The 21,391-nt window shown below is 65.8% G+C and carries 22 protein-coding genes; 7 read left to right on the forward strand and 15 right to left on the reverse strand.

Going from position 1 to position 21,391, the window contains the following annotated elements; genetic code table 11:
• Positions 1–325: 325 nt before the first annotated feature.
• Positions 326–1,225, forward strand: coding sequence for a cutinase family protein (locus ABZW16_RS25850; RefSeq protein ID WP_354958620.1), 900 nt, complete (start codon positions 326–328; stop codon positions 1,223–1,225).
• Positions 1,226–1,314: 89 nt separating this feature from the next.
• Here the strand turns inward: ABZW16_RS25850 and ABZW16_RS25855 are convergent, their stop codons facing one another.
• Positions 1,315–1,644 carry a hypothetical protein gene (locus tag ABZW16_RS25855; RefSeq protein ID WP_354958622.1) on the reverse strand — a complete coding sequence of 110 codons (330 nt, stop codon included), beginning with the start codon at positions 1,642–1,644 and terminating at the stop codon, positions 1,315–1,317.
• A 160-nt stretch (positions 1,645–1,804) separates the two neighbouring features.
• Complete coding sequence (locus tag ABZW16_RS25860) at positions 1,805–2,422, reverse strand: histidine phosphatase family protein (protein ID WP_354958624.1); 618 nt, start codon at positions 2,420–2,422, stop codon at positions 1,805–1,807.
• A gap of 148 nt (positions 2,423–2,570) precedes the next feature.
• Between ABZW16_RS25860 and ABZW16_RS25865 the strand changes: the two genes are divergently transcribed.
• Positions 2,571–3,098 (forward strand): Uma2 family endonuclease, encoded by a 528-nt coding sequence (locus tag ABZW16_RS25865; protein ID WP_354958626.1) that lies wholly within the window; start codon positions 2,571–2,573, stop codon positions 3,096–3,098.
• A 77-nt stretch (positions 3,099–3,175) separates the two neighbouring features.
• Here the strand turns inward: ABZW16_RS25865 and ABZW16_RS25870 are convergent, their stop codons facing one another.
• A complete protein-coding gene (locus tag ABZW16_RS25870; RefSeq protein WP_354958627.1) occupies positions 3,176–3,883 on the reverse strand; it encodes a helix-turn-helix domain-containing protein in 708 nt (235 codons plus the stop codon).
• Between the two features lie 108 nt (positions 3,884–3,991).
• Here ABZW16_RS25870 and ABZW16_RS25875 point away from each other — a divergent pair, with 108 nt between their 5' ends.
• Positions 3,992–5,515, forward strand: a complete 1,524-nt coding sequence (locus tag ABZW16_RS25875) for an MFS transporter (RefSeq protein WP_354958628.1) — start codon at positions 3,992–3,994, stop codon at positions 5,513–5,515.
• 67 nt (positions 5,516–5,582) lie between these two features.
• On the opposite strand, the gene ABZW16_RS25880 is transcribed toward ABZW16_RS25875, so the two are convergent.
• Together ABZW16_RS25880 and lysX are read right to left on the reverse strand one after the other, a co-directional pair.
• On the reverse strand, positions 5,583–5,816 hold the full coding sequence (locus tag ABZW16_RS25880; protein WP_354958629.1) for a hypothetical protein: 234 nt from the start codon (positions 5,814–5,816) through the stop codon (positions 5,583–5,585).
• Positions 5,817–5,955: 139 nt separating this feature from the next.
• Positions 5,956–9,279 (reverse strand): bifunctional lysylphosphatidylglycerol synthetase/lysine--tRNA ligase LysX, encoded by a 3,324-nt coding sequence (lysX, locus tag ABZW16_RS25885; RefSeq protein ID WP_354958630.1) that lies wholly within the window; start codon positions 9,277–9,279, stop codon positions 5,956–5,958.
• 141 nt (positions 9,280–9,420) lie between these two features.
• On the opposite strand from lysX, the gene ABZW16_RS25890 reads away from it, so the two are divergent.
• Positions 9,421–9,642, forward strand: a complete 222-nt coding sequence (locus tag ABZW16_RS25890; protein ID WP_354958631.1) for an RNA-binding S4 domain-containing protein — start codon at positions 9,421–9,423, stop codon at positions 9,640–9,642.
• Between the two features lies 1 nt (position 9,643).
• Here the strand turns inward: ABZW16_RS25890 and rraA are convergent, their stop codons facing one another.
• From rraA to ABZW16_RS25935, 9 genes are all read right to left on the reverse strand, one after another.
• The gene (rraA, locus tag ABZW16_RS25895) at positions 9,644–10,132 is read right to left on the reverse strand and encodes a ribonuclease E activity regulator RraA (RefSeq protein WP_354958632.1); all 489 of its coding nucleotides are present in this window, start codon (positions 10,130–10,132) and stop codon (positions 9,644–9,646) included.
• Positions 10,133–10,234: 102 nt separating this feature from the next.
• Entirely contained in the window at positions 10,235–10,624 is a 390-nt protein-coding gene (locus ABZW16_RS25900; protein ID WP_354958633.1) for a DUF5313 family protein, read from the reverse strand.
• Positions 10,625–10,721: 97 nt separating this feature from the next.
• Positions 10,722–11,102 (reverse strand): DUF5313 family protein, encoded by a 381-nt coding sequence (locus tag ABZW16_RS25905; RefSeq protein ID WP_354958634.1) that lies wholly within the window; start codon positions 11,100–11,102, stop codon positions 10,722–10,724.
• Between the two features lie 86 nt (positions 11,103–11,188).
• Positions 11,189–11,647: an SRPBCC family protein gene (locus ABZW16_RS25910; protein ID WP_354958635.1), complete on the reverse strand. Its 459-nt coding sequence runs from the start codon at positions 11,645–11,647 to the stop codon at positions 11,189–11,191.
• A gap of 57 nt (positions 11,648–11,704) precedes the next feature.
• Positions 11,705–12,640 (reverse strand): CopD family protein, encoded by a 936-nt coding sequence (locus ABZW16_RS25915; protein WP_354958636.1) that lies wholly within the window; start codon positions 12,638–12,640, stop codon positions 11,705–11,707.
• A gap of 13 nt (positions 12,641–12,653) precedes the next feature.
• Positions 12,654–13,217 carry a copper resistance CopC family protein gene (locus ABZW16_RS25920; RefSeq protein ID WP_354958637.1) on the reverse strand — a complete coding sequence of 188 codons (564 nt, stop codon included), beginning with the start codon at positions 13,215–13,217 and terminating at the stop codon, positions 12,654–12,656.
• On the reverse strand, positions 13,214–13,873 hold the full coding sequence (locus ABZW16_RS25925; RefSeq protein ID WP_354958638.1) for a YcnI family protein: 660 nt from the start codon (positions 13,871–13,873) through the stop codon (positions 13,214–13,216). Before ABZW16_RS25925 ends, ABZW16_RS25920 begins: the two co-directional genes overlap by 4 nt.
• A gap of 42 nt (positions 13,874–13,915) precedes the next feature.
• The gene (locus ABZW16_RS25930) at positions 13,916–14,482 is read right to left on the reverse strand and encodes a hypothetical protein (RefSeq protein ID WP_354958639.1); all 567 of its coding nucleotides are present in this window, start codon (positions 14,480–14,482) and stop codon (positions 13,916–13,918) included.
• A 7-nt stretch (positions 14,483–14,489) separates the two neighbouring features.
• Complete coding sequence (locus ABZW16_RS25935) at positions 14,490–15,140, reverse strand: DUF6474 family protein (RefSeq protein WP_354958641.1); 651 nt, start codon at positions 15,138–15,140, stop codon at positions 14,490–14,492.
• 369 nt (positions 15,141–15,509) lie between these two features.
• Here ABZW16_RS25935 and ABZW16_RS25940 point away from each other — a divergent pair, with 369 nt between their 5' ends.
• The 3 genes from ABZW16_RS25940 (at position 15,510) to ABZW16_RS25950 (ending at position 20,306) form a co-directional block, all read left to right on the forward strand.
• Positions 15,510–17,186 carry a TM0106 family RecB-like putative nuclease gene (locus ABZW16_RS25940; protein WP_354958665.1) on the forward strand — a complete coding sequence of 559 codons (1,677 nt, stop codon included), beginning with the start codon at positions 15,510–15,512 and terminating at the stop codon, positions 17,184–17,186.
• On the forward strand, positions 17,183–19,135 hold the full coding sequence (htpG, locus tag ABZW16_RS25945; protein WP_354958642.1) for a molecular chaperone HtpG: 1,953 nt from the start codon (positions 17,183–17,185) through the stop codon (positions 19,133–19,135). The genes ABZW16_RS25940 and htpG overlap by 4 nt, the downstream gene beginning before the upstream one ends.
• Before the next feature lie 445 nt (positions 19,136–19,580).
• Positions 19,581–20,306: a TMEM165/GDT1 family protein gene (locus tag ABZW16_RS25950; RefSeq protein WP_354958643.1), complete on the forward strand. Its 726-nt coding sequence runs from the start codon at positions 19,581–19,583 to the stop codon at positions 20,304–20,306.
• Between the two features lie 386 nt (positions 20,307–20,692).
• Here the strand turns inward: ABZW16_RS25950 and ABZW16_RS25955 are convergent, their stop codons facing one another.
• Positions 20,693–21,370, reverse strand: coding sequence for a TetR/AcrR family transcriptional regulator (locus tag ABZW16_RS25955; RefSeq protein ID WP_354958644.1), 678 nt, complete (start codon positions 21,368–21,370; stop codon positions 20,693–20,695).
• Between the last annotated feature and the right edge of the window lie 21 nt (positions 21,371–21,391).

The raw sequence follows: 21,391 nt of genomic DNA on the forward strand, positions 1-21,391 counted from the left end.
GCTATAGTAATAATCTTACTGGCGGTTTGCGGGCCGCTGGTCCAAGCGAGTCCACAGGCGCCCTTTCGCATGCGCCGAGTCTTGTTGCCGGTGACGGGAATCGGACACGGCGGCGGGTTCGAATGGCGTGGGGTGCGATGTTGCCTTATTGTGATCTTCGGCGTGGTGCGTGATCTTGGGATGTGGTCGCACCGTGCACGTCATATCAGTCGGTGAATCGCGTTCACCCGACGTGCACTGGACCGACATCTGCCGAGGTCAGCACGTTGGCGAACAATTGTCGGGGCTTGCTCCATGCGGGGCAATGCTTTTGAACTGGAGCAATATGCAGTTGAAGAAAGTTGCCGCGGCACTCGGTGCGTGCGCGGCCGTTGCATCCGGCCTGGTCCTTGGTAGCGGTTCGGTAACAGCCGACCCGGGCTGCCCGAGCCTCTATGTGGTGGCGGTTCCCGGCACCTGGGAGACCGGAAAGGATAAGACGCCGCAGCCCGGCATGTTGGCTGGCGTCACCAACGGTATGCCCGGGTCGGTGGATGTCGACTACGTGACCTACGCCGCGACCGCATTCCCCTGGGAGGGCGATGTTTACGGTGCGTCGAAGAAGGAAGCGACCGACCGGGCCCGCGATCTGGCGACCGGGATGGCGCAGCGCTGCGGCGGTACCAAGATCGCGCTGGTCGGCTACAGCCAGGGTGCCGATGCCGCAGGTGATCTCGCGGCAGAGATCGGCACCGGCCTGAGTCCCATTCCGGCGGACCGGATCGCGGGCGTCGGCCTGATCTCCGATCCGCGCCGTTCGCCCACCGACATTCAGGTCGGTCCGATTGCGCAGGGCGCGGGCGCCGGTGGCCCTCGGGTCGGCGGCTTCGGCTGGCTCAGCGATCGCACCCGCACCATCTGCGCGGTCGACGATCTCTACTGCGCCACCGCCACCGACGATTTCGTGACCCGGTTCGCCGGATTTCTCGCGCAGTCCTCGGAGGCGAACCCGTCGAACATCTGGCGCTACCAGCTCGAGGCGGGCGCCATTATGAACGACCTGATGTCGAGCGGTGGCATCCCGGCGCTGCAAGGGCAGCTGACCGAGTCCGCGAACCAGCAGCGGGCCAAGGATCTGGAGCGGTTCTACAAGTCGCAGGCGCATACGCTCTACGGCAGCTACCCGGTGGGCGGCGGGCAGACCGCGATCTCCTGGATGCACAACTGGATTGCGGGCATGGCCTGATTTAGGCGGTAGTTCCCGGACAAAAACGTGGGCCACCCCTTCCGAATGGAGGGGGTGGCCTGCGCCTTTGTCGGACGACCTGCGGCTGGTCAGCCAGCCGAGCCGGTCGGTGGCAGGGCGGGCGACTGCCAGGGCTGCCACGGGCCATCGTGCTGATCGTCGGGGCCACGGTGATGGTGGTGGTGAGCGCGGCCGTCCCAATCGCCTGGTCCGTCCCAGTCACCTCGATGCGGACCGTCGATATCGGTGCCCTGCAACGGAATCTGGTCCGATACGTCCTGAACCGCTGGCACGGACGAATCGGCCGTGGCCGCGGATGCGGTGACCCCGAGCGCACTGAGTGGAATCGCGGCCAGGGCGCCTGCGATCGCAACGCGAGCGAAGCCACGCCTGAAGGAGGTCGATGTCTTGGGAAGCAAAACGGATTCCTTTCCTCGGACTGTGAGTCGCTGGTTGTTCCGAGCGACCCGGCAGTGGTCGCTACGTCGGCTCACCGGTCCCATACAAGGCCGCATGACTGGGATTCGGATGCGACGTGCCTGGCAGTCGGCTGTGAACACCCGAGTCTGTGAACAACCGTCAGGATTGCTGTGAGAGGTTGCGCGGCAACAGATCCCAGACGTGACCGTTTTCATTGATGGTGGCCGCGGTGCGGCGGCCACTGCGGGAGAACAGGATTCGGGTGATCGAGCAGTAGTCGATCGGGAAGGTCAGCGGCCGTGCCAGGCCGAGCACATCCTGCAGGATCACATTGATCACCCCGCCGTGTGCAAAGACGGCCACCGTATCGGCGGGATCGGTATGCGCGGCGATCGAGGTGACCGCGTCGCGCACCCGGGTGATGAACGCCGGTCCGTCGATCTGCTCGGGCAGATGCCCGGATTTGATCCGTTCGTAGACTGCCTGGAATTCGACCTTGGCGTCCTCGATCGGAATGTAGGCGGGCAGGTCCCGATCGTATTCCGCCAAGTCGTCGAGCACGTCTACCGCGAGCCCGAGCTTGGCCGCCGTCGGCTCCGCCGTCTCGCGCGCCCGCCGCTGCGGACTGCTCACGATCCGACTGATCCGGTGCTGACCCAGCGCCGCGGGCACCCGCTCTGCCTGCTCGACGCCCACTGGCGCCAACCCGGGATCAGCGGGCCCGACCGTATTCGACAACCGCACCGGCTGAGCATGACGAACCAGAATCAACTGCACCCCGCCCACTCTGCCGTATTGAAGCCCCGCACCCGCATCTCGGGGGAATCAGCGCCGAACACACTGTGGCTCACCGAGGCGCCCGCCGGCCGACCCTGCCAGGGCTGAAGTGCCGCATTGTGGCGGCACTGGTGACAAACTCACAGCCGTGACCGTCGAACCGTTTCCACAGTGGCTGCGCCCGCCGCAGGGTGGTTTTGTCGCCGAGGATCTGGACCGTCTGATCGACCTGCCGCCGCATAGCGAGTTGATCGACGGGAGCCTTGTCTTCCGGAGCCCGCAGGCTGAGATTCACATGCTGGTCATCACATTGCTGGAAAACGCCCTGCGTCAGCTAGCGCCCACACATTTGCGGGTTCGGCGGGGAATGACAGTCACTCTGGGACGTGATCAGCGTCCGGAGCCGGACATCGTTGCCGTTCATGCCGATCGCGATGGTGGCCTTGAACTGACGACCTATCAGGCCGATGATGTCGTTCTGGCAGTGGAAGTTGTGTCCGCCGACTCGCGTACTCGCGATCGAGAACGCAACCCCAACTGTATGCACGGGCTGGCATCACGCACTTCTGGCGCGTCGAGAACGTCGACGGGCGACCGGTCGTCTACGTCTATGAACTCGACCCCGCCACAAAGGCATACACGCTCACCGGAATTCATCACGAGCGACTGCGGCTGAGCGTGCCGTTCGACATCGATGTCGATCTCACCGACATCGATCGACCTTAACCACCTTTCTCGATCGGTTCCCAGCGGTCAGGCCGTCGGGGTCCCCTTGCACTCCGGGGGGAGTTCGAAGAAGCTCACGAATTGGGCCAAGGCGTCCGGTGCCCCGCTGATCTTGGTTTCGCCGGTCGTCAAAGTATCGGCGAGTGGGCGGCCGTGGAAGGTGATGGCGATGAAGGCCGGGACGGTGGTGTGGATGGCGGTGGTGCCGGTGCCGGTGGCGCCGCGGCTGATGGTGAAAGCACCGTCGGAGACCGCCGCGTGGAATTCATCAGTGCCGGAATCGGATCCGGTGAAGTACAGGTTGTAGTCGGCGTGTACACCCGCGGCCTGCTCGGGTTGGAAGAAGGTGCGCAGGGTGACCACCAGTGAATCGGTCGACATATCGGAGCAGTTGTAGATGTTGGGGGTGCGGGCGCCCCAGCGATTGAGCGCGACGATCACCTCATCGAGTTCGCGACCCCAATCGGTGAGGTCGTAGACGGCGGCGCTGACCGGTGGTGGCAGCTTGCGCTTGTGCACGACGCCGATCTGGACGAGTTCTTCGAGCCGCTGCGAGAGCACATTTGGGCTGATGCCGGGCAGTCCGGCGCGCAGATCGGTGAAGCGCTTGGGGCCCAGGAGTAGTTCGCGCACCACCAGTAGCGTCCATCGCTCGCCGACCAGGTCGAGTGCGCGGGCGGCACCGCAGGCGTCGTGGTAGCTGCGCTTCGCGCGATGCTCCGGGGCAACAGTCATGAACTACATCATATCAGCTGGTACTTCAACTGAATTGATTAGTTGTCTTTTAGGACTAGCCGCTGATAGCGTGCCACGGTAACGATCTTCGGCTGGAAGGCGTATGTGGTGACGGAAGCAAAAGAACGACATAGACAGGCGGGGGACGCCGACTCCGGTCCGGACAGCAAGCGCTGGCTCGCCCTCTACGTGCTGTGTGGCGGCATGTTGATGATCGTGCTCGACGCGACGATCGTGAATGTCGCGCTCGCGGATATCCAGACCGATCTCGGCTTCACCGCCTCGGGTCTGGCCTGGGTGGTGAACGGATATCTGATCTCCTTCGGCGGCCTGCTCATGCTGGCCGGTCGTCTCGGTGACCTCATCGGCCGCCGCACCATGTTCCTGTCCGGCCTGGTGGTGTTCACCCTGGCCTCGGCGCTGTGCGGTGCGGCCGTGAACGAGGTGACCCTCATCGCGGCCCGATTCCTGCAGGGCATCGGCGGCGCCATGACCTCGGCGGTCATCCTCGGCATGATCTTCGCGATGTTCCCGGATCCGCGGGAGCAGGCCAAGGCGATCGGCCGCTACGCATTCGTCGCCTCGGCCGGTGGTGCCATCGGTCTGCTGCTCGGCGGTTTTCTGACCGCGCTGGACTGGCGGCTGATCTTCCTGGTCAATGTGCCGATCGGCATTGCGGTCGGCCTCGGTGCGCTGAAGATCCTGGACAAGGACAAGGGCGCCGGACTGAAGAACGGCGCGGATGTGCCCGGCGCGGTGCTGATCACGGCGGCGCTGATGCTCGGCGTCTACACGATCGTCAAGCCAGCGGCCGAATTCGGCTGGACCGATCCGGTCACGCTGGGACTCGGTGCGGCCGCGCTGGTACTGCTGGCCGGATTCATCGCCAGGGAGGCGACGGCGACCACCCCGCTGATGCCGCTGAAGATCTTCCGCTCGCGGAATCTGTCCGGCGCCAACGCGATCCAGGTGCTGACCGTTGCGGGCATGTTCGGCATGTTCTTCATGGGCTCGCTGTACTTGAAGCAGGTCCTCGGCTACTCGCCGATCCAGCTCGGCACGGCCTTCTTCCCGGTCGCGGCGATCATGGGTCTGCTCTCGGTGCGCTACTCCGAACATCTGGTCATGCGCTTCGGTGCCCGCAAGGTGCTGATTCCGGGTCTGACGCTGATCCTCATCGCGCTGCTCTGGCTGACCCAGGCGCCGGTGGACGGCAACTACTGGCTCAACATCTTCGGACCGATGGTGCTGTTCGGCACCGGGGCCGGTCTGGCGTTCCCGTCGCTGATGAACCTGGCGATGTCGGGTGTCGAGCCGCAGGAGGCCGGTCTGGCCTCGGGTCTGGCCAATACCACCATGCAGGTCGGTGGTGCGCTCGGCCTGGCGGTGCTCGCCACGCTGTCGGCGAGCAGGACCGAGCATCTGCTGACGGACGGTGTGGTGCCGAATGAGGCGCTCACCAGCGGATTCCACTTGGCGTTCTGGATCGGCGCGGCACTGGTGGTGGCCGCGTTGGTGGCGGCGGTGGTCGTGCTGAAGTCGGTACCGGCGCAGTCGCACGGGCCGCAGGATGACCTCGACGACGAACTGCTGCTCGAGGCCGAAGTCGCGTCCGAACGCACCGCCATCTAGCGTCGGCCGCAGATACCGAAACGGCCCAGCTCGCGAATGCGAGCCGGGCCGTTTCGTATGGTTTCGCCTACTGCTGCTTCTTGCGCTGGGTCAGCAGGTAGATGCCGCCGACGATCAGGCCGATGACGACCAGGCAGCAGATGCCGCCGATGATCAGCGCGCTACTGCTCTTCTTCTTTTTCTTGGCGGCGAACTCGACCGCCGAAGCCATGGTGTCCGAGTTGGTCCAGGTGTCCGCGCTCGCCCACACCTGCGGGTCCAGTAGAGCGGTATTGGTCAGCAGGTCAACGTACATATCCATCCCCATGGTTGAAGGTATCGGCCTCCTCCCGGGGCCGAATCACCAAGGTTAGCTGGCGATTACGGCAAAGGAAACTTTTCCATGCTGCAATCTTTCATAATGAGATCCTCGGCGCTGGCGATCCGCACCGATGAAATCCTCAGCGCGGCTTAACCAATGGGAACGGCAGCGTCTCGCGAATGCTGCGGCCGGTGATCAGCATGACGATGCGGTCCACGCCCATGCCCAGTCCGCCGGTCGGTGGCATCGCATGTTCGAGCGCCTGCAGGAAGTCCTCGTCGAGCTCCATCGCCTCCGGATCGCCATTGGCCGCCAGCATCGATTGTTCGGTGAGCCTACGCCGCTGTTCGATCGGATCGGTGAGTTCGCTGTAGGCCGTACCCAATTCGACGCCCCAGGCAACCAGATCCCAGCGCTCGGTCACCCCCGCGATGCTGCGGTGCGCCCGGGTCAGCGGGGAAACCGAGGTGGGGAAGTCGATGTAGAAAGTCGGCTCCTGCGTTTGGGATTCGACCAGATGCTCGTACATTTCCAGCACGACCTGTCCGGCGTCCCAGCCGTGCTGATAGGACACATGTGCCTTATCGCAGAGTTCGCGCAACTCCTCGAGCGTGGTCTGCGCCGTGATATCGGTGCCGAGCACCTCGGATACCGCGCCGTGTACGGTCTTCACCGGCCACTCGCCGGAGATGTCCACCTGTTCGAAGGATCCGTCCGAATTGGGGCGCAGTGCCACCATCGCACCATTGGCCGCCAGCGCGGCGTTCTGAATGAGCTGGCGGGCCAGGTGCATCATGCGCTCGTAATCGGCATGCGCCTCATAGGCTTCGAGGCTGGTGAACTCCGGATTGTGGCTGAAGTCCACACCCTCGTTGCGGAAGTTGCGGCCGATCTCGAAGACCTTCTCCATGCCGCCGACACACAGTCGCTTGAGGTACAGCTCGGGTGCGATGCGCAGATACAGATCCAGATCGTAGGCGTTGATATGGGTCTGGAACGGGGTCGCGTTGGCGCCGCCGTGCACCTTCTGCAGGATCGGGGTCTCCACCTCGAGATATCCCCAGGTATTCAACGAATCTCGCAGCGAGCGCACCACGGCGGTGCGTTTGGTCAGCACTTCGCGAACCTCGGGATTGATCGCCATATCGACGTAGCGCTGGCGCACCCTGGCCTCGGGATCGGACAGGCCCTTCCACTTGTCCGGCAATGGGTGCAGGCATTTGCCGATCATCCGCCAGTCCGCGGCGAGCAGCGAGAGTTCGCCGCGGCGACTGTGGCCGATCTGGCCGCTGACCTCGATGAGGTCACCGAGATCGAAGAATTCGCCGAATTCGGCGCTGCGCTCGGCACCGACCCGATCGCGATCGATGACCAGCTGGATATCGTCGGTCCAGTCCCGCAGTACCGCGAAGATCACGCCGCCGTAGTCGCGGATGCGCAGGAGCCGACCGCAGACCCGGACCGTGGTGCCGCGCGGTGAACGGCGTGCCGCCGCAACGGCATGCGTCGGGGGATAGGCGACCGGATAGGCGTCGACACCCGCGGCCGCGAGCCGGTCCAGCTTGTCCATGCGCACCCGCACCTGCTCCGGGCGGCGTGGCAGCTGTTCCACACCAACGGTATCCGGCAGATCCGGCGGACTGCCATCGGCGTGTAGTCCGGCAATGCTCACGGGCACCGCGCTGTGCAGACCGGTATGGGTGATGGTTTCGGGTTCCTTGCCGAAACGCGGCAGGAAACCCTCGGCGAGCGCACTGGCCATGGCGACCCGGGGTAGTTGCCTGCGCTCCTCGAACAGGAAGAACCGGGGCACCCAGTGCGGCTGATACTTCACATTCGACCGATACAGCGCCTCCAGCTGCCACCAGCGCGAAAAGAACAGCAGCACACCGCGCCACAGGCGCAGCACCGGACCCGCGCCGATGCGCCCGCCCTCCTCGAAGACCGAGCGGAACACGGCGAAGTTCAGCGAAACCTTGGTGATGCCATGCTGCTCGGAGGTCAGCGCGAGCTGGGAGATCATCAGCTCCATCACGCCATTGGGGCCGTGCGGATCGCGGCGCATCAGCTCGAGCGAGGCACCCGTGCGACCCCACGGGACCAGCGACAACATGCCGAGGACGCGCCCCTGAGGGTTGACCGCCTCCGCCAATAGGCAGTCGCCGTCGAGTGGATCGCCCAGCCGCCCCAACGCCATGGAGAAGCCGCGCTCGGTTTCGGTATCGCGCCACGCGTCCGCGCGCGCGATCACCTGCCGGAATTCCTCGGCCGGGATATCGCGATGGCGGCGGATCCGAACGGTGATCCCGTGCTTGCGCAATCGGTTCCCGGCCTGACGGACCTGCTTCATCTCCGGACCGGCCAGCGAGAAGGTTCTGGTGTCGAGAATGGCCTCATCACCGAGGCGCAGCGCCGAGAGTCCGGCGCGCCGGTACGCCGTCGCACCGAGTTCGCTCGCGCCCATTACCGCGGGCGCCCAGCCGAACTGGTCGGCCAGCTGCAGCCAGGCGTCGATCGCCTGCGGCCAAGCCTCGCGGATGCCGATCGGATCACCGCTGGCAAGGCAGACTCCGAGTTCGACACGGTAGGTGAGCGCCGCCTTACCGCTGGGTGCGAACACCACCGCCTTATCGCGCCGAGTCGCGAAGTAGCCCAGCGAATCCTCGACATCGGAGCGCTCCAGCAGCCCGCGGATCGCCGATTCGTCGGTGCCGGTCATCGCATTGCCCGCCCGTTGCGAGCGCAGCAGGATGACCACCGCGGCCAACAGGGCGATGGCGCCGAAGAGGCCGAGCAGGAAGTTGACGAACGGACGCGGGTGCCCGTCGAAGTGTTCGTTGTCCACCAGCACCGCGGCGGTCACCCGATAGACCGACCACAGCGGCCGCTGCACGCCCTGCGGCAGCGAGCCGGGGAACAGCTCGACCAGACCCCAGCCGAGCAGACAGCCGACCGCGAGGCCACCGGCCAGCACGCCGAGCGCCTTCCAGCCCGCACCGCGACGCACCTTGGTATAGAACTCGCGCCAGGACGCGAGCAGCACGCCGATCGCGGCGATCTGCACCACCGCGGCCACCAGCGAGTTCGTATTGCGCTCGTCGGCGAACTCCAACACGTTCGCCAGGGCGTAGAGAGCGATATAGCCGAGCAGCAACCACCAGGCGATCCGCTTGCGGCTGGCCGTCGCCCCCGCGAGCAGGCCGACCACCAGCGCCCACACGAGGCTGGTGTCCGGTGCGTCGAAGTAGTACAGGTCGATATAGCGACGCGGCACATGCGTCAGGTAGCGCAGTCCGGGCGAGAGGCTCCACAGGAAGCAGAGCACGGCGAACACACCGAGCATCAGACCCGCGATATGCGGGACCTCGCGCAGCCGTCCATGTCCGCGATGCGGAACCGGTGGTGCCGGTCTGCCCGAGGGGGGTTCGGTGTCGATGCGCTGCCCGGCGTGCGTGGTTGTCACAGGACCAGTGTGTACGGTGCCGCAGTAGTGGTGCTCGAAGACCTGGGCATGTCGGTTATCGGCGTTTCATTCATGCGTGTCCTTCGTCGGGGCGGGGGTTGGCGTTTCGCCGGACACCCGCACGGAGTAAGGATGTATTCCATGTCCGAAGCAGTCGATGTGCCGATCGATGACGACGTCATTCGACTCGGCCAGTTCCTCAAGCTGGCCAATCTGATCGATTCCGGATCGGAGGCCAAGACCGTGATAGCCGCGGGGCTGGTCCGGGTGAACGAGGAGGTGGAACTACGTCGCGGACGGCAGCTGCATGTCGGCGACATTGTGGCCATCGCCGGTCACAAGGCCAGGGTCGCGGCGATCTAGGTCAGCCCTCGGCGCGGACCACGATGCCGTCGTGGTCGCTATAGAGCATATCTCCGGGTATGAAAGTGACGCTGCCGAATTCGATCGGGATATCGCGGTCGCCGGAGCCGACCTGGGTGCTCTTGCGCGGGTTGGTGCCCAGTGCCTTGATGCCGATATCGAGCGTGCGCAGAATCGCCGAATCGCGCACCGCGCCGTTGACGATGACACCGGACCAGCCGTTGGCGACCCCGCGTCCGGCGATGATGTCGCCGACCAGCGCGGTGTGCACGCTCGCGCCGCCGTCCACCACGAGCACGCCGCCATTGCCTGGTTCACTCAACGTTTGCTTGACCAGCAGGTTGTCCTGGAAGCAGCTGATGGTGGTGATGCGCCCGGAGAACGCCGCGCGCCCGCCGAACTGGATGAACTGCGTGTCGCAGCTGCGGATTTCCGGACCGATCTCGTCGGCGAGATCCGCGGTGGAAACGATGTTCTGCGATTCGGTCACGGGTGTCAGCTTAGAGTTCGGGCCGCAGTCGACTCCGAACGGACCATTCGGTCTGCCCGGGCGGCTGCTGGCTGACCCTTTCGAGCGTCCCGCAAGCAGTCGCTAGCGGTGCCCGTAGTGCATCTGGTACTTGATCCGCTCGGTTTCGCGCATCTTGTTGTGGTTGATCCACTCTTGGTCGATGCCGTGCTGGCTCAGCCGGAACCGACGCCAGACGTAACTGAGCGACACCGTGAACACGATGAGCGGCACGATCATCATGACGATCATGCCGATCTTCAACCCCATCGGGCCGGGGAACAGCATCCACAGCGCGAAGAACGGGATGAACGGTACGAGGAAGCGAACGAGATAGCGTTCCATGGCCCCGTGCCCGACGAGGTCGTGGATAACCCACTCGTGCAGCTCCTCGGGGAGCTCGCGGCCGAGATCGTAGGCGATCCGCTGGCCTAGTGTGGGGCGTTTCATATGCCCGGATGTGGGGCGGTTCATATGCCAAGGCTATGCCTGTGATAAGCGCCACCGCTACAGATTGATGGCAGGTCAGCGAAAGTGACCACGGTTCGGCGAATATCCGGCAAAGGTGAAATCAGGCGCGACCATGACGGCGTTCGTAGGCCAGACGCTCGGATTCCGCGCGCTTGCGGGAAGCGAAATCGGCCAGCGCCGGATCGAGGCCATGCTTGACCAGACGCGACCTGCGATAGACGTACATCAATGCCGCGGTGAAATAGATCAGCGGCAGGTACAGCAGCGCCATCATCGCGAAGCCCATCCACAGCGGCCCCGGTACCAGCAGGAACAGGCTCAGTACCGGGATCATCGGAATGAGGAACCGCATGAGATAGCGTCGCGCCGCGCCTGGTCCGGTCAGATCCTCGAGCACCCATGCCGACATCGACTCCGGCAGCGTGCGCCCGCAGATATAGCCGATGCGCTGTGGCAGCGTCGGTGTCGTGCGTTCCGCCATGGTGCTAAGCATCCTCCGCCCGGGTTCACCCGGACAAGTTCGCCCACCCGCCGTCTCGACCCCCGGCAAATGCTTGCGGCGGTCGGTCAGCCCTGGCTGCTGGTGTGGAATTCGGCGATCTGGGTGGTCAGGTTGTGCGTGGAGTGCTTGACCGCGATCTTCACGAACGGCTCGATGGTCTTGCCGAGCACCTTTCCGGCGATACCGCCGGGCACCCGATAGTCGACGATCGCGTCGACGGTGCACAGATCGGGGCCCTTGTCGTGGAACAGGAAGGTCGACTCGATCTCGAAGCCCTTGATCGACTTCACCGCGATCGCGAAATTCTCCTCCCAGCGCACCACCTCGAGCCGCGAATGCAGCGAGGCGGGACCGAGTTTGATGATGCCGTCGAAGGTCGCGCCGACGCCCTCCACCTGCTCGGTGCGCGGGGTGAAGTCGTGGACCTCGGTGATGAAACGCGACAGATTCCGGTAGTCGTTGACATACGCGAATGCGGTTTCGGCCGACGCCACACAGTCCTCGACGATCTTCACTTCGGTCATGGCCCAACTGTAACGGGTTGCTATCTGTGCGGCAGCACGTGCTTGCATTTGCAAGCGTTAGGCGGTGACCGCCAGCGTCGCCGCCAGACCGAATGCCACCGACATCACCGCAACCTCGATGACCGCCCGCCGCAGCGAGGATTCGGCCAGCATCCGATGGTTGGTCGCGAGCGGCACCCAGGTGCGCCGCCACCACCAGCCCAGCACCAGCAAACCGACCAGCACAAGGGTTTTCGCGAGCAGAATGCGGCCATAGCCGGTCGTCACGAACGGGGTGATCCCGCCGACGCGCACGAGTCCGTTCACAATGCCGGTCACCGCGACGATGCCGACCAGCGGCAATGCCACCGCCGAATACCGGGGCAGCGTCACCGCCCACTCACCGCGGGTGCGCACCACCAGCGCGAGCGCGACCAGCAGCCCGAACCAGGCCGCCGCGGCCAGCGCATGCACCGCGGCGAGCACCGAACCGAAGGGTTGCTGCGACATATGCCCGGTGATCGGCCGCAGCGCCAGCGCCACCGCGGCGAACACCAGCACCAGATCGGCCGATGCGGTCTCGGGTCGTCGGAACGCCAGCGCCGCGTAGCAGGCGACCGCACCGCTGCCGATCAGCACCGCGATGCCGACCTGACCGCCGCTGATCTCGACCAGGAAGTTGCCGAACTGGGCGGCAGTGAGCTTGCCGACCGGCACGCCGACGACCGCGGCCGCCTCGAAGACCAGCACCGCGAATTCGGTGACACACCAGATCCCGGCCAGTATCGCGAGCATTCGCCACGGCGGCCGCAGCCGATCGTGCAGCCTGGGTAGCGCGGCCAGCCCGAGCACGGTCGCACCGGCACAATCCGCGAGCACCCGGACGATGCCCGCGCTTTGGGCGGGAGCCGGGGTGGCCAGGATCAGGGCGAGTGCCACCCCGAGTATCCCGGCCGGGACGACCAGCAGCAACGCTTGCGCGTGCCCGCCGGTCGTGCCCTGTGCCTTGTTCACCCGTCTGCTCTTCTCACCGCTGCGGTTTCCGGCCCCTACCGCCGAACAGGGCGAACGCGAGACCACCGCCGAACAGGATGACAGCGCCGACAATGAAGACCCACAACGGAATTCCGTCGGAGTCGCCCTTATCGCCGGAACCGTTCTGGCTATTGGCCTTCGGGCCCGGCGTGCCATTGCCCGCCTTGGTGAGGGTGAAGGTCAGCTCGCCCTTGACCGGATGTCCGTCGGCCGAGGTGACCCGGTAGCCGATCTTGTAGACGCCGGTCGGGCCGAGTTCGCCGACCGCGACGCTGACGGTGGGGCCATCCACCGTCGGGTCGCCCTTGGACCACAGGTTGCCGTCCGGGCCGACCACGGTCAGTGCCGGAAAGCTCGTCTGCAGCGGTTCGTTGAACGTGATGCTCACCCGCTCCGGACCGGTTTCGACACTCGCCCCATCGGCGGGCACGCTGCTGACCGGGGACGAATGCGCCGCGGCCGTTCCGGCGGCGAGCGCGCCAGCGCCCACGAGGAGCAGACCGGCGACGAATCCGGCGATCAGACGGCGCCTGGCCTTGGTCGCGATGCCGCTCATGCCCGGCGTCCGCGAATCACATTGCCGAGACCGAGCGCGACACCGAGCAGGCCGAGGGCGAGGCCGATGCCGCCCAGCCAGCGCGCGGTGTTGTCGGAGTCGTTCGACTTCTCGGTGGCGGCTTCGCTGTCGACGTGGTGGCCATCGTGGCCCTCGCCGCCCTTGGCTGCGGCGAGGGTGAGCGTCGGCGCCGGGTGCTCGGGTTCGGAGCCGTCGGCGCCCATCGGCTGATCCCATTTCACGACCTTGCCGTCGCTGTAGGTCTGGGTGGCCGGGAAGCTGAGCGTGTCCTGGGACGGCAGCGGGCCGACCGAGAGTACGAAGCGCTGGAACTGACCGGGGCCGACGCCGGGGGCGCCGGGATCGGCGGTCCAGGTGACCGAGGTGGCCTCGGCCTTGTCATTGCGGCTGACCTTGGAAGACCAGCCGGGGATGGGTTCGGTGCGTGCGCTCTTGAGGTTGGGCAGGGTGACGGTCAGCGCGGTGGTGTTCGCGGTCTCCGATTCGGTCGGGACCTTGAAGGTGACCACCGAATACTGGCCCTGGGTGGCGCCCGGTGCGTCGGCGGTGACGTGTGCGGAGGCGGTACCGCCCGCGAGGAGAACCAGGCCGGCGGCGGTTGCGACCGTGCAGGCGCGCGAGATCTGTGTGCGCATGGGTGAAGTGCTTTCTGTCCGAAGGGGTTTGGGTGTGGCGGGTCAGGCCGACACCGGTGGCGCGCGCGGACCGATCGCGCCCTTCGACGGAAAGCTGTAGTGCCCGAGACCGGGATTCGGCCAGCGGATCGGGCCGGTGATCTCGGGCGGTGATCCGGCGGTCGACACCGCGCGAATGACACTGGATGCCAAGGCATAGAGGCGCTCGGCCAACAGGATCAGCGCGACACAGCCGAGTGTCGCGATCAGGTGCGCCACCAGCATCCAGCCGGTGGGCAGATAGGACCGAGCGAGATCGGTCGAGCTCGGATCGTGGGTATGGGAGTGGTCGATCAGTCCGGATAACACCCCATGTCCGGCGAGCTGGCCGACCACGAACGGACCGAGTACCGCGCCAGGGGCCGCAGCTGCACCGCTGTCGCGCCGCAATGACCTCGCACCGTGGGCCGCAGCCCAGCCCGTCAGCGCCGAAACAACCAGCAGCAGTGCCACCTCGGCCGAATCCGGAAATCCGCCGCCCGCGACACCGTGTGCCGCGATGGCGAGCGCCCCGACCGTGCCGCCGACCAGGCAGCCGCGCAGGCTGCCGGTGGACGGACCGGGACGCATCGCTGGCTCAGCTGACGCCGAGGCGCGCCAGCACGTCGGCCTCGATACCGGACAGCTCGTTCGAGATCGACGCGTGCACGGCGCGGCGGCGCGGCGCGGGCATCTGCTCGGCGGTTTGAATCGCGGCGGTCAGATTGCCGAGCCGGTCCTGGGTGGCCGCGACGAACTTCTGGGTCTCGCCCTTGTTCGCCTTGTCGCCGGACTGTGCGCCGATCTTGTCAAGAGCGGCTTCGGTATTGGTGATCCTGGCCTGCAGGCGACCGCCGTGGCCGCTGAAATCACCGAGCTGTTCGACGCCGATGCCGAGCTGATGCGCCCGCCGGGTATCGATCTGGCCGCGGATGAAGGTTGCGGCGCGGTAGGCCAGCGGCGCGAGTACGGGCACGAGCACCCGGGCGACACCGAGGTATTTGCGGACCTGGCTCGCACTGAACGGATCCCGTTCGGCCTTGGCCGCCACCTTGAGTGCGGCCTTCTCCTCCGCCTGCAGGGTGGCGATCTGGGCCTTGGCGACCTTGCTCTGGGTGCGCGCCTCCGCGCGCCGGGCCTTGCGGTCGTTCCTGGCGCCGAGTCTTGCCTCCATGGCGGCCTTGTGCTTGAGGGCTTTCGCCTCTGCCCTGCGGCTCGGCCGCCGCTTGCGCTTCGTGAACAAACCCATCGAAGGCCCTCCGTCATGCTGGTTCACTGTGTCATTTTGCCGGGCCTACGGCACGGCGTGTTCGCGGCCCCCATATGTTTCGGGTCCGAGCCGTCGAGACTCGCGACTCGGTCGCATGCGCTTCGACGACTCGGACCCGAGACGGGCCGCGAACTCCTCGCTCGTAGGACTGGCTCCGAGCGTGATCGAGTCGGCGTCGAATCGTTTGTCGGTCGATGCTTGTCTACCAGAGAAGCCGTCTGCGCACCGTCATGTCATGCGGCTCGCGGAGTTGTCAGGGGTCTGGACCATACTGCGTATGTGTATTCGGGCATCGGTGACCGCGACGGTCGCAATCACGAAGGCGGAGCCGACGAGCGGCAGGCCGAGGTGAGTGCGGTGCCGACACCCGCGGTGCCGACCGCATTTGTCGATGCCAGGGCATTGATCGGCTGCCGTCACCGACTGCATTTGAACGCGGCCCACCCCGAACTGCTGACCGAGGTGAGCGAGGATCCCGGGGTCCGCCAGCGCCGCGAGGCCGCGACGGCGCACCGCACGCGGGTCCGCGAGGCGCTGATCGCCGCCGATCCGGACAACTGGGTGGTGATCGATCCGACACTGCGCGCGGGCGCGCGGGCCGCGGCCACCATGCGCGCGTGTGCCGAAGGCGTACAACACATCTGGGGCGGATTGCTGCCGCAGGAACCGGATACCGGGCGCCGGGGCGGTTCGGAGATCCTGCTGCGCGATCTCGATCGCGGCGGCTATATCCCGGTGATCGTGGTCAACCACAAGGTGACCGACCCGCGTCAGCCCGAACCGGCCGACTTCCACCCGACCACCTCGGATCCGTATCACTGGGATCCGCAACCGGATCCCAGTCGCAAACTGCGCCAGCAGCCCCGCGACCAACAGCGCCTCGTGCATCTGTACCGCATGCTGCAGCGGCACGGTCTGGCCAGCCCGGCACTGGTCGGCGGCGTGATCGGCTACCACTTCGACCGCATCCTGGTGCACGATCTCGGCGCGCTGCTCGACGATTACGACCGGCGCTACGCCGATCGCATCGCGGTGGTGCGCGGGGAATTGCCGACCGTTCCCTCCAAGGTGCCCGAATGCCGCCAATGCCCGTGGTGGACGCGCGGGGCGCCCGCTGATGAGGCGCAGGTCGCTGGGCGCAGCTGCGAGGGCTGGCTGACCGAACACCGGGACGTCAGCCTGGTCGCGCCCGGCTCGCGCGCCGATGTGCTGCGCGGGCACGGGGTCGAAACCATCGACGATCTGGCCGCCTGGGTCGGTGACGATCCGGACGACTGGCAGCACGGCCCGTTCGACGAGGCGGTCGTCACCGCGCGGGCCTGGCTCGCTGGTGCGCCGCTGGTGCGCCGGGCCGAGCGGGTCTGGGTGCGCCGAGCCGATGTCGAGGTGGACGTCGATCTGGAGAGCTTCCAGGAGTACGGCGCCTACCTGTGGGGCACGCTGCTCGACGGCGTGTACCGCCCGTTCGTCACCTGGGATCCGCTGCCGACCGAGGACGAGGGGCGGTCCTTCGGCGAATTCTGGACCTGGCTGATGACCGTGCGCGCCGAGGCCATTGCGGCCGGGAAAACCTTTGCCGCCTACTGCTATTCGCGCACCGCCGAGGACAAATGGCTCTACGAATCGGCGCGCCGGTTCGCTGGTCGGCCGGGGGTGCCGACGGTTGACCAGGTGCGCGCGTTCGTCGACGGACCGCAGTGGGTGGATATGTTCCAGGCCGTCACCGACCAGTTCATCTGCCCGAATGGCAAAGGGCTCAAGAAGATCGCGCCGGTGGCCGGATTCTCCTGGCGCGATCCCGAGGCGGGCGGCGAGGCGTCGATGAGCTGGTATCGGCTGGCCGTCGGCTACGAGGGCGAACCCGACCTGAGTCAGCGCACCCGGCTGCTCGAATACAACGAGGACGATGTCCGCGCCACCATGGTGCTGCGCGAATGGATGAAGCCGCGCCGGCCGGGGCCGCACAGCGCCGATCGCGAGGTTCCTGGCCTGGCCGATTTCAAAAGTCGTACTATCGCGACGTGACTGAGCACGTCGAACAACTCGAGTTTCAGGCAGAAACCCATCAGCTGCTCGAGCTGATGATCCATTCGGTCTACTCCAATAAGGACACGTTCCTGCGGGAGCTCATCTCGAACTCCTCCGACGCGCTGGACAAGCTGCGGCTGGAGTCCTTCCGCGATAAGGATCTGCACGTCGACACCTCCGATCTGCACATCGAGCTGGAGGTCGACAAGGACAACCGGATCCTGACGGTCCGGGATAACGGCATCGGCATGTCCCGTGCCGAGGTGGTCGATCTCATCGGCACACTGGCCAAATCCGGTACCGCCGAGCTGCGCAAAAAGCTGAACGAGGCCAAGTCCGAGGCGGCCGCCGAGGAGCTGATCGGCCAGTTCGGCATCGGCTTCTACTCGACCTTCATGGTCGCCGACAAGGTCACCTTGACCACCCGCAAGGCGGGCGAGACCGAGGGCACCCGCTGGGAGTCCGAGGGCCAGTCGACCTACACCATCGAAACCGTCGACGACGGTCCGCAGGGCACCTCGGTATCGCTGCACCTCGAGCCTGCCGACGAGGAAGATCACCTCTTCGACTACACGCTGGAGTGGAAGCTCCGCGAAATCGTCAAGAAGTACTCCGACTTCATCGCCTGGCCGATCCGCATGCAGGTGGAGCGGACCGTCACCGAGGGTGAGGGCGAGGACAAGACCGAGAAGACGATTCTCGAGGAGCAGACCCTCAACTCCATGAAGGCGCTGTGGACCCGCCCCAAGAGCGAGGTCAGCGACGAGGAGTACAAGGAGTTCTACAAGCACGTCAGCCACGGCTGGGACGATCCGCTGGAGATCATCCCGATGAAGGCCGAGGGCACCTTCGAATATCAGGCGCTGCTGTTCATTCCGTCGCACGCACCGTTCGATCTGTTCACCCGCGAGCACAAGCGCGGTGTGCAGCTCTACGTCAAGCGGGTGTTCATCATGGACAACTGCGAGGAGCTGATGCCGGAGTATCTGCGCTTCATCAAGGGTGTGGTGGATGCGCAGGACCTGTCACTCAATGTGTCCCGGGAAATCCTGCAGCAGGACCGACAGATCCAGATGATCCGCAAGCGTCTGGTGAAGAAGGTGCTGTCCACGGTCAAGGATCTGCAGGGTGCCGAGGATCAGGAGAAGTACCAGACGTTCTGGAAGGAGTTCGGCCGCGTCCTCAAGGAGGGGCTGCTCTCGGACTTCGACAATCGCGAGACGCTGCTGCAGGTTTCGTCGTTCGCCTCGACCAATTCCGACGAGGAGTTGACGACGCTCGCGCAGTACGTCGAGCGCATGAAGGACGGCCAGGACGCCATCTACTACATGACCGGCGAGACCCGTCAGCAGATCGAAAGCTCCCCGCATATGGAGGCTTTCAAGGCCAAGGGTCGCGAGGTGCTGATTCTGACCGATCCGGTCGACGAGATGTGGGTCGGCTCGGTGACCGAATTCGACGGCAAGCCGTTCCAGTCCATCGCCAAGGGCGAGGTCGATCTGGAGACCGAGGAGGAGAAGAAGGCCACCGAGTCGCTGCGCGAACAGCAGGACAAGGACTTCGCCGAGGTGCTCACCTGGCTCGGCAAGACGCTGGACACTGTCAAGGAGGTGCGCCTGACCAACCGGCTCACCACCTCGCCCGCCTGCCTCGTCGGTGATGTCTTCGACTTCACCCCGATGCTGGAGCGCATGTACCGCGCGTCCGGGCAGCTGGTGCCCGAGACCAAGCGGATCCTCGAGCTCAACCCGACTCATCCGCTGGTCACCGGTCTGCGCGACGCCTACGACACGCGCAAGCAGGACGCCGACGCGGGTAAGGTCCCCGAACTCACCGAAACCGCCGAATTGCTCTATGGCACAGCGGTTCTGGCCGAGGGCGGGGAGCTGAAGGATCCGGCTCGATTCGCGCAGATCCTCACCGAGCGGCTCACCCGCACGCTCTGAGTAGTTTCATCGCTGCCGCACTGGCCGCCTCACACCTTGTGTGAGGCGGCCATTTGCTTATGCGGCAACTTCGGCTGGCGTGGCAGTGCCGATGCGATTGCCAAGGGCTAGCTCAGTTTCGGATCAGCACCTCCTGCCGTATCTGTAAGGGCACCCGAAACTCAACCATTGGAGCGCCAAACTTATTGTGCGCATTGCGATTTCGATTACAACGGTTTGCCGCGATGGCGGTCGCGGGGGTAGAGTCGGTGCCAGCGAAGGGGAGTAGCCCGCAATTGCGCTGTCGACATACTGGTCCGTCACCTCACAAGGGTGCGGATCCGGCAGCGTGAACCGGCGTAGATTCGGTGGGCGAGACCTTCGGCCGAGACAACCATTTCGTTGTCGGCCGGAGGCGTACCCGATCTCCTGGCCGACAGGCCGGAGACCCGGGAGTACACACCACATGATCACCACGATCCTGCTGAGCGTCGGAATAGTCTTTCTCGCCGAGTTGGGTGATAAGTCCCAGCTCATGGCGTTGACGTTCGCGCTGCGCTACCGCTGGTGGGTGGTGCTCGGCGCCATCGCGACCGCGACCGCGACGGTGCATCTGATCTCCGTCGGCGTCGGCTATTTCCTCGGTGCCGCATTGCCGACCCGCGCCATCGCACTGGTGGCCGCCATCACCTTCCTGGCCGTCGGCCTGTGGACCCTGCGCGAGCATTTCGGCGGCGATGACGCCCACGACGCCGACCCGAAGCCGCCGCGCACGAATACCGCCCCGTACTTCGTGGTGCTCTCCGCATTCCTGCTCGCCGAACTCGGCGACCGAACCATGTTCGCCACCGCAGCACTGGCCACCGACAACAGCTGGATCGGTGTCTGGATCGGTTCCACCATCGGCATGGTGGTCGCCGACGCCCTTGCCATCGCCGTCGGCATCCTGGTCGGCAAACACCTTCCGGAACATGTCATCGGCATCGGCTCCGGCCTGCTGTTCCTCTACTTCGGTACCGCGAGCCTGCTCGCCGCGGCGATCCCCGGCATCGGCGTGCTCACCGGCGGCGCATTCGCCATCCTTGCCCCGGCCGTCGCAGGCGCTGCCCTGCTGATCCGAGCACGGCTCGCACACCGCACCGAACTCGTTCCGGACCGGCCAGCGGCCGAGCCCGCCGAGGAGATGCACTGACCGATCGTCCCCGTCTGCTGCCGCCCGGCCGCACGGTGCCGCACCCGTATTTGCTCCACCGGTAGCCGTCGAGTCGCAAGTGCCGATGTACTGCGGTCCGGCTGCCGCTGCTGGTCTCGGCGTCGCGGTGTCGGTGTCGGGCGAGGGCCCCGACTCGCGGTCCCCGATCGCAGGCGGCGACCTCGGTGAATCGGCGGCGTGCCATCGGCGGCGGCGCTGTTCGGTGGCCCGGGCGATGCATTGGGCATGCACCGTTGAGGCAGGCACCTCGGATCGCGCTGTCGAGCAACCCGCTAACCGTGATGCGCTGGGCGCACATCCGATCGGCGCACCTTGGATCGCGCCATCAGCGGCGCCAGCTCGCCGCTGCGCTGCGCGCCGAGCGCTCAGGCACGCACCTCGGAGTGCGACATCGTTTCGCCGTACAGATCGCCGCTGCGGCGCAGCAGGTCCAACAGCGGTTCCCGGAGAGCTCGAAGTCCGGCCAGATCATCGACGGCGATGCGTGCGGTGACCATCGCGCTGACCGCGGCGGCCAGGGTCTGGCAGGCGAAGTGCTGCTGTTCGGTGCGGGCGTCGAGGACATCGGCGATCATCGTGACGAAGGATTCCTGCAGTTCGGCGCGCCGGGCGACCGCCTTCGAACCCACCGCGTATACCTCGACGAGATAGAGCCGGGCGTATGCGGGTTCGGCGATCAGCCCGTCGAAATACGCCTCCAGGATCCGGCCCAACCGGTCCGGATCGGCCGGGTCCGCGGTCTCGGCATCGGATTCCGGCCCACTGATGGCATCGGCGATATTGGCGATCAGCAGCTCGACGGCCCGCTCGTAGGCGGCCTCGAAGCAGTCCTCCTTGGAACGGAATTGCTCGTAGAAGGTCTCCCGCGACACCCCGGCCCGCTTCAGGATGGCCGCGACCGAGGTCCCGACGTATCCGTTCTCAACCATGGCCTCGGCCATCGCGCTCAGGATCCGCTCGCGCTGCGAGGCGATCACCTCCTCCCTCGGCAGGCCGTGTCTGCCCCGGGGGAGTTGACGGGCGCTGCTGGCGGATTGGGGCATGCGGTGGCTCCGATGGTCGGT

Origin of the sequence: Nocardia sp. NPDC004604, from assembly GCF_040609795.1 — a bacterium.
Classification (GTDB): domain Bacteria; phylum Actinomycetota; class Actinomycetes; order Mycobacteriales; family Mycobacteriaceae; genus Nocardia.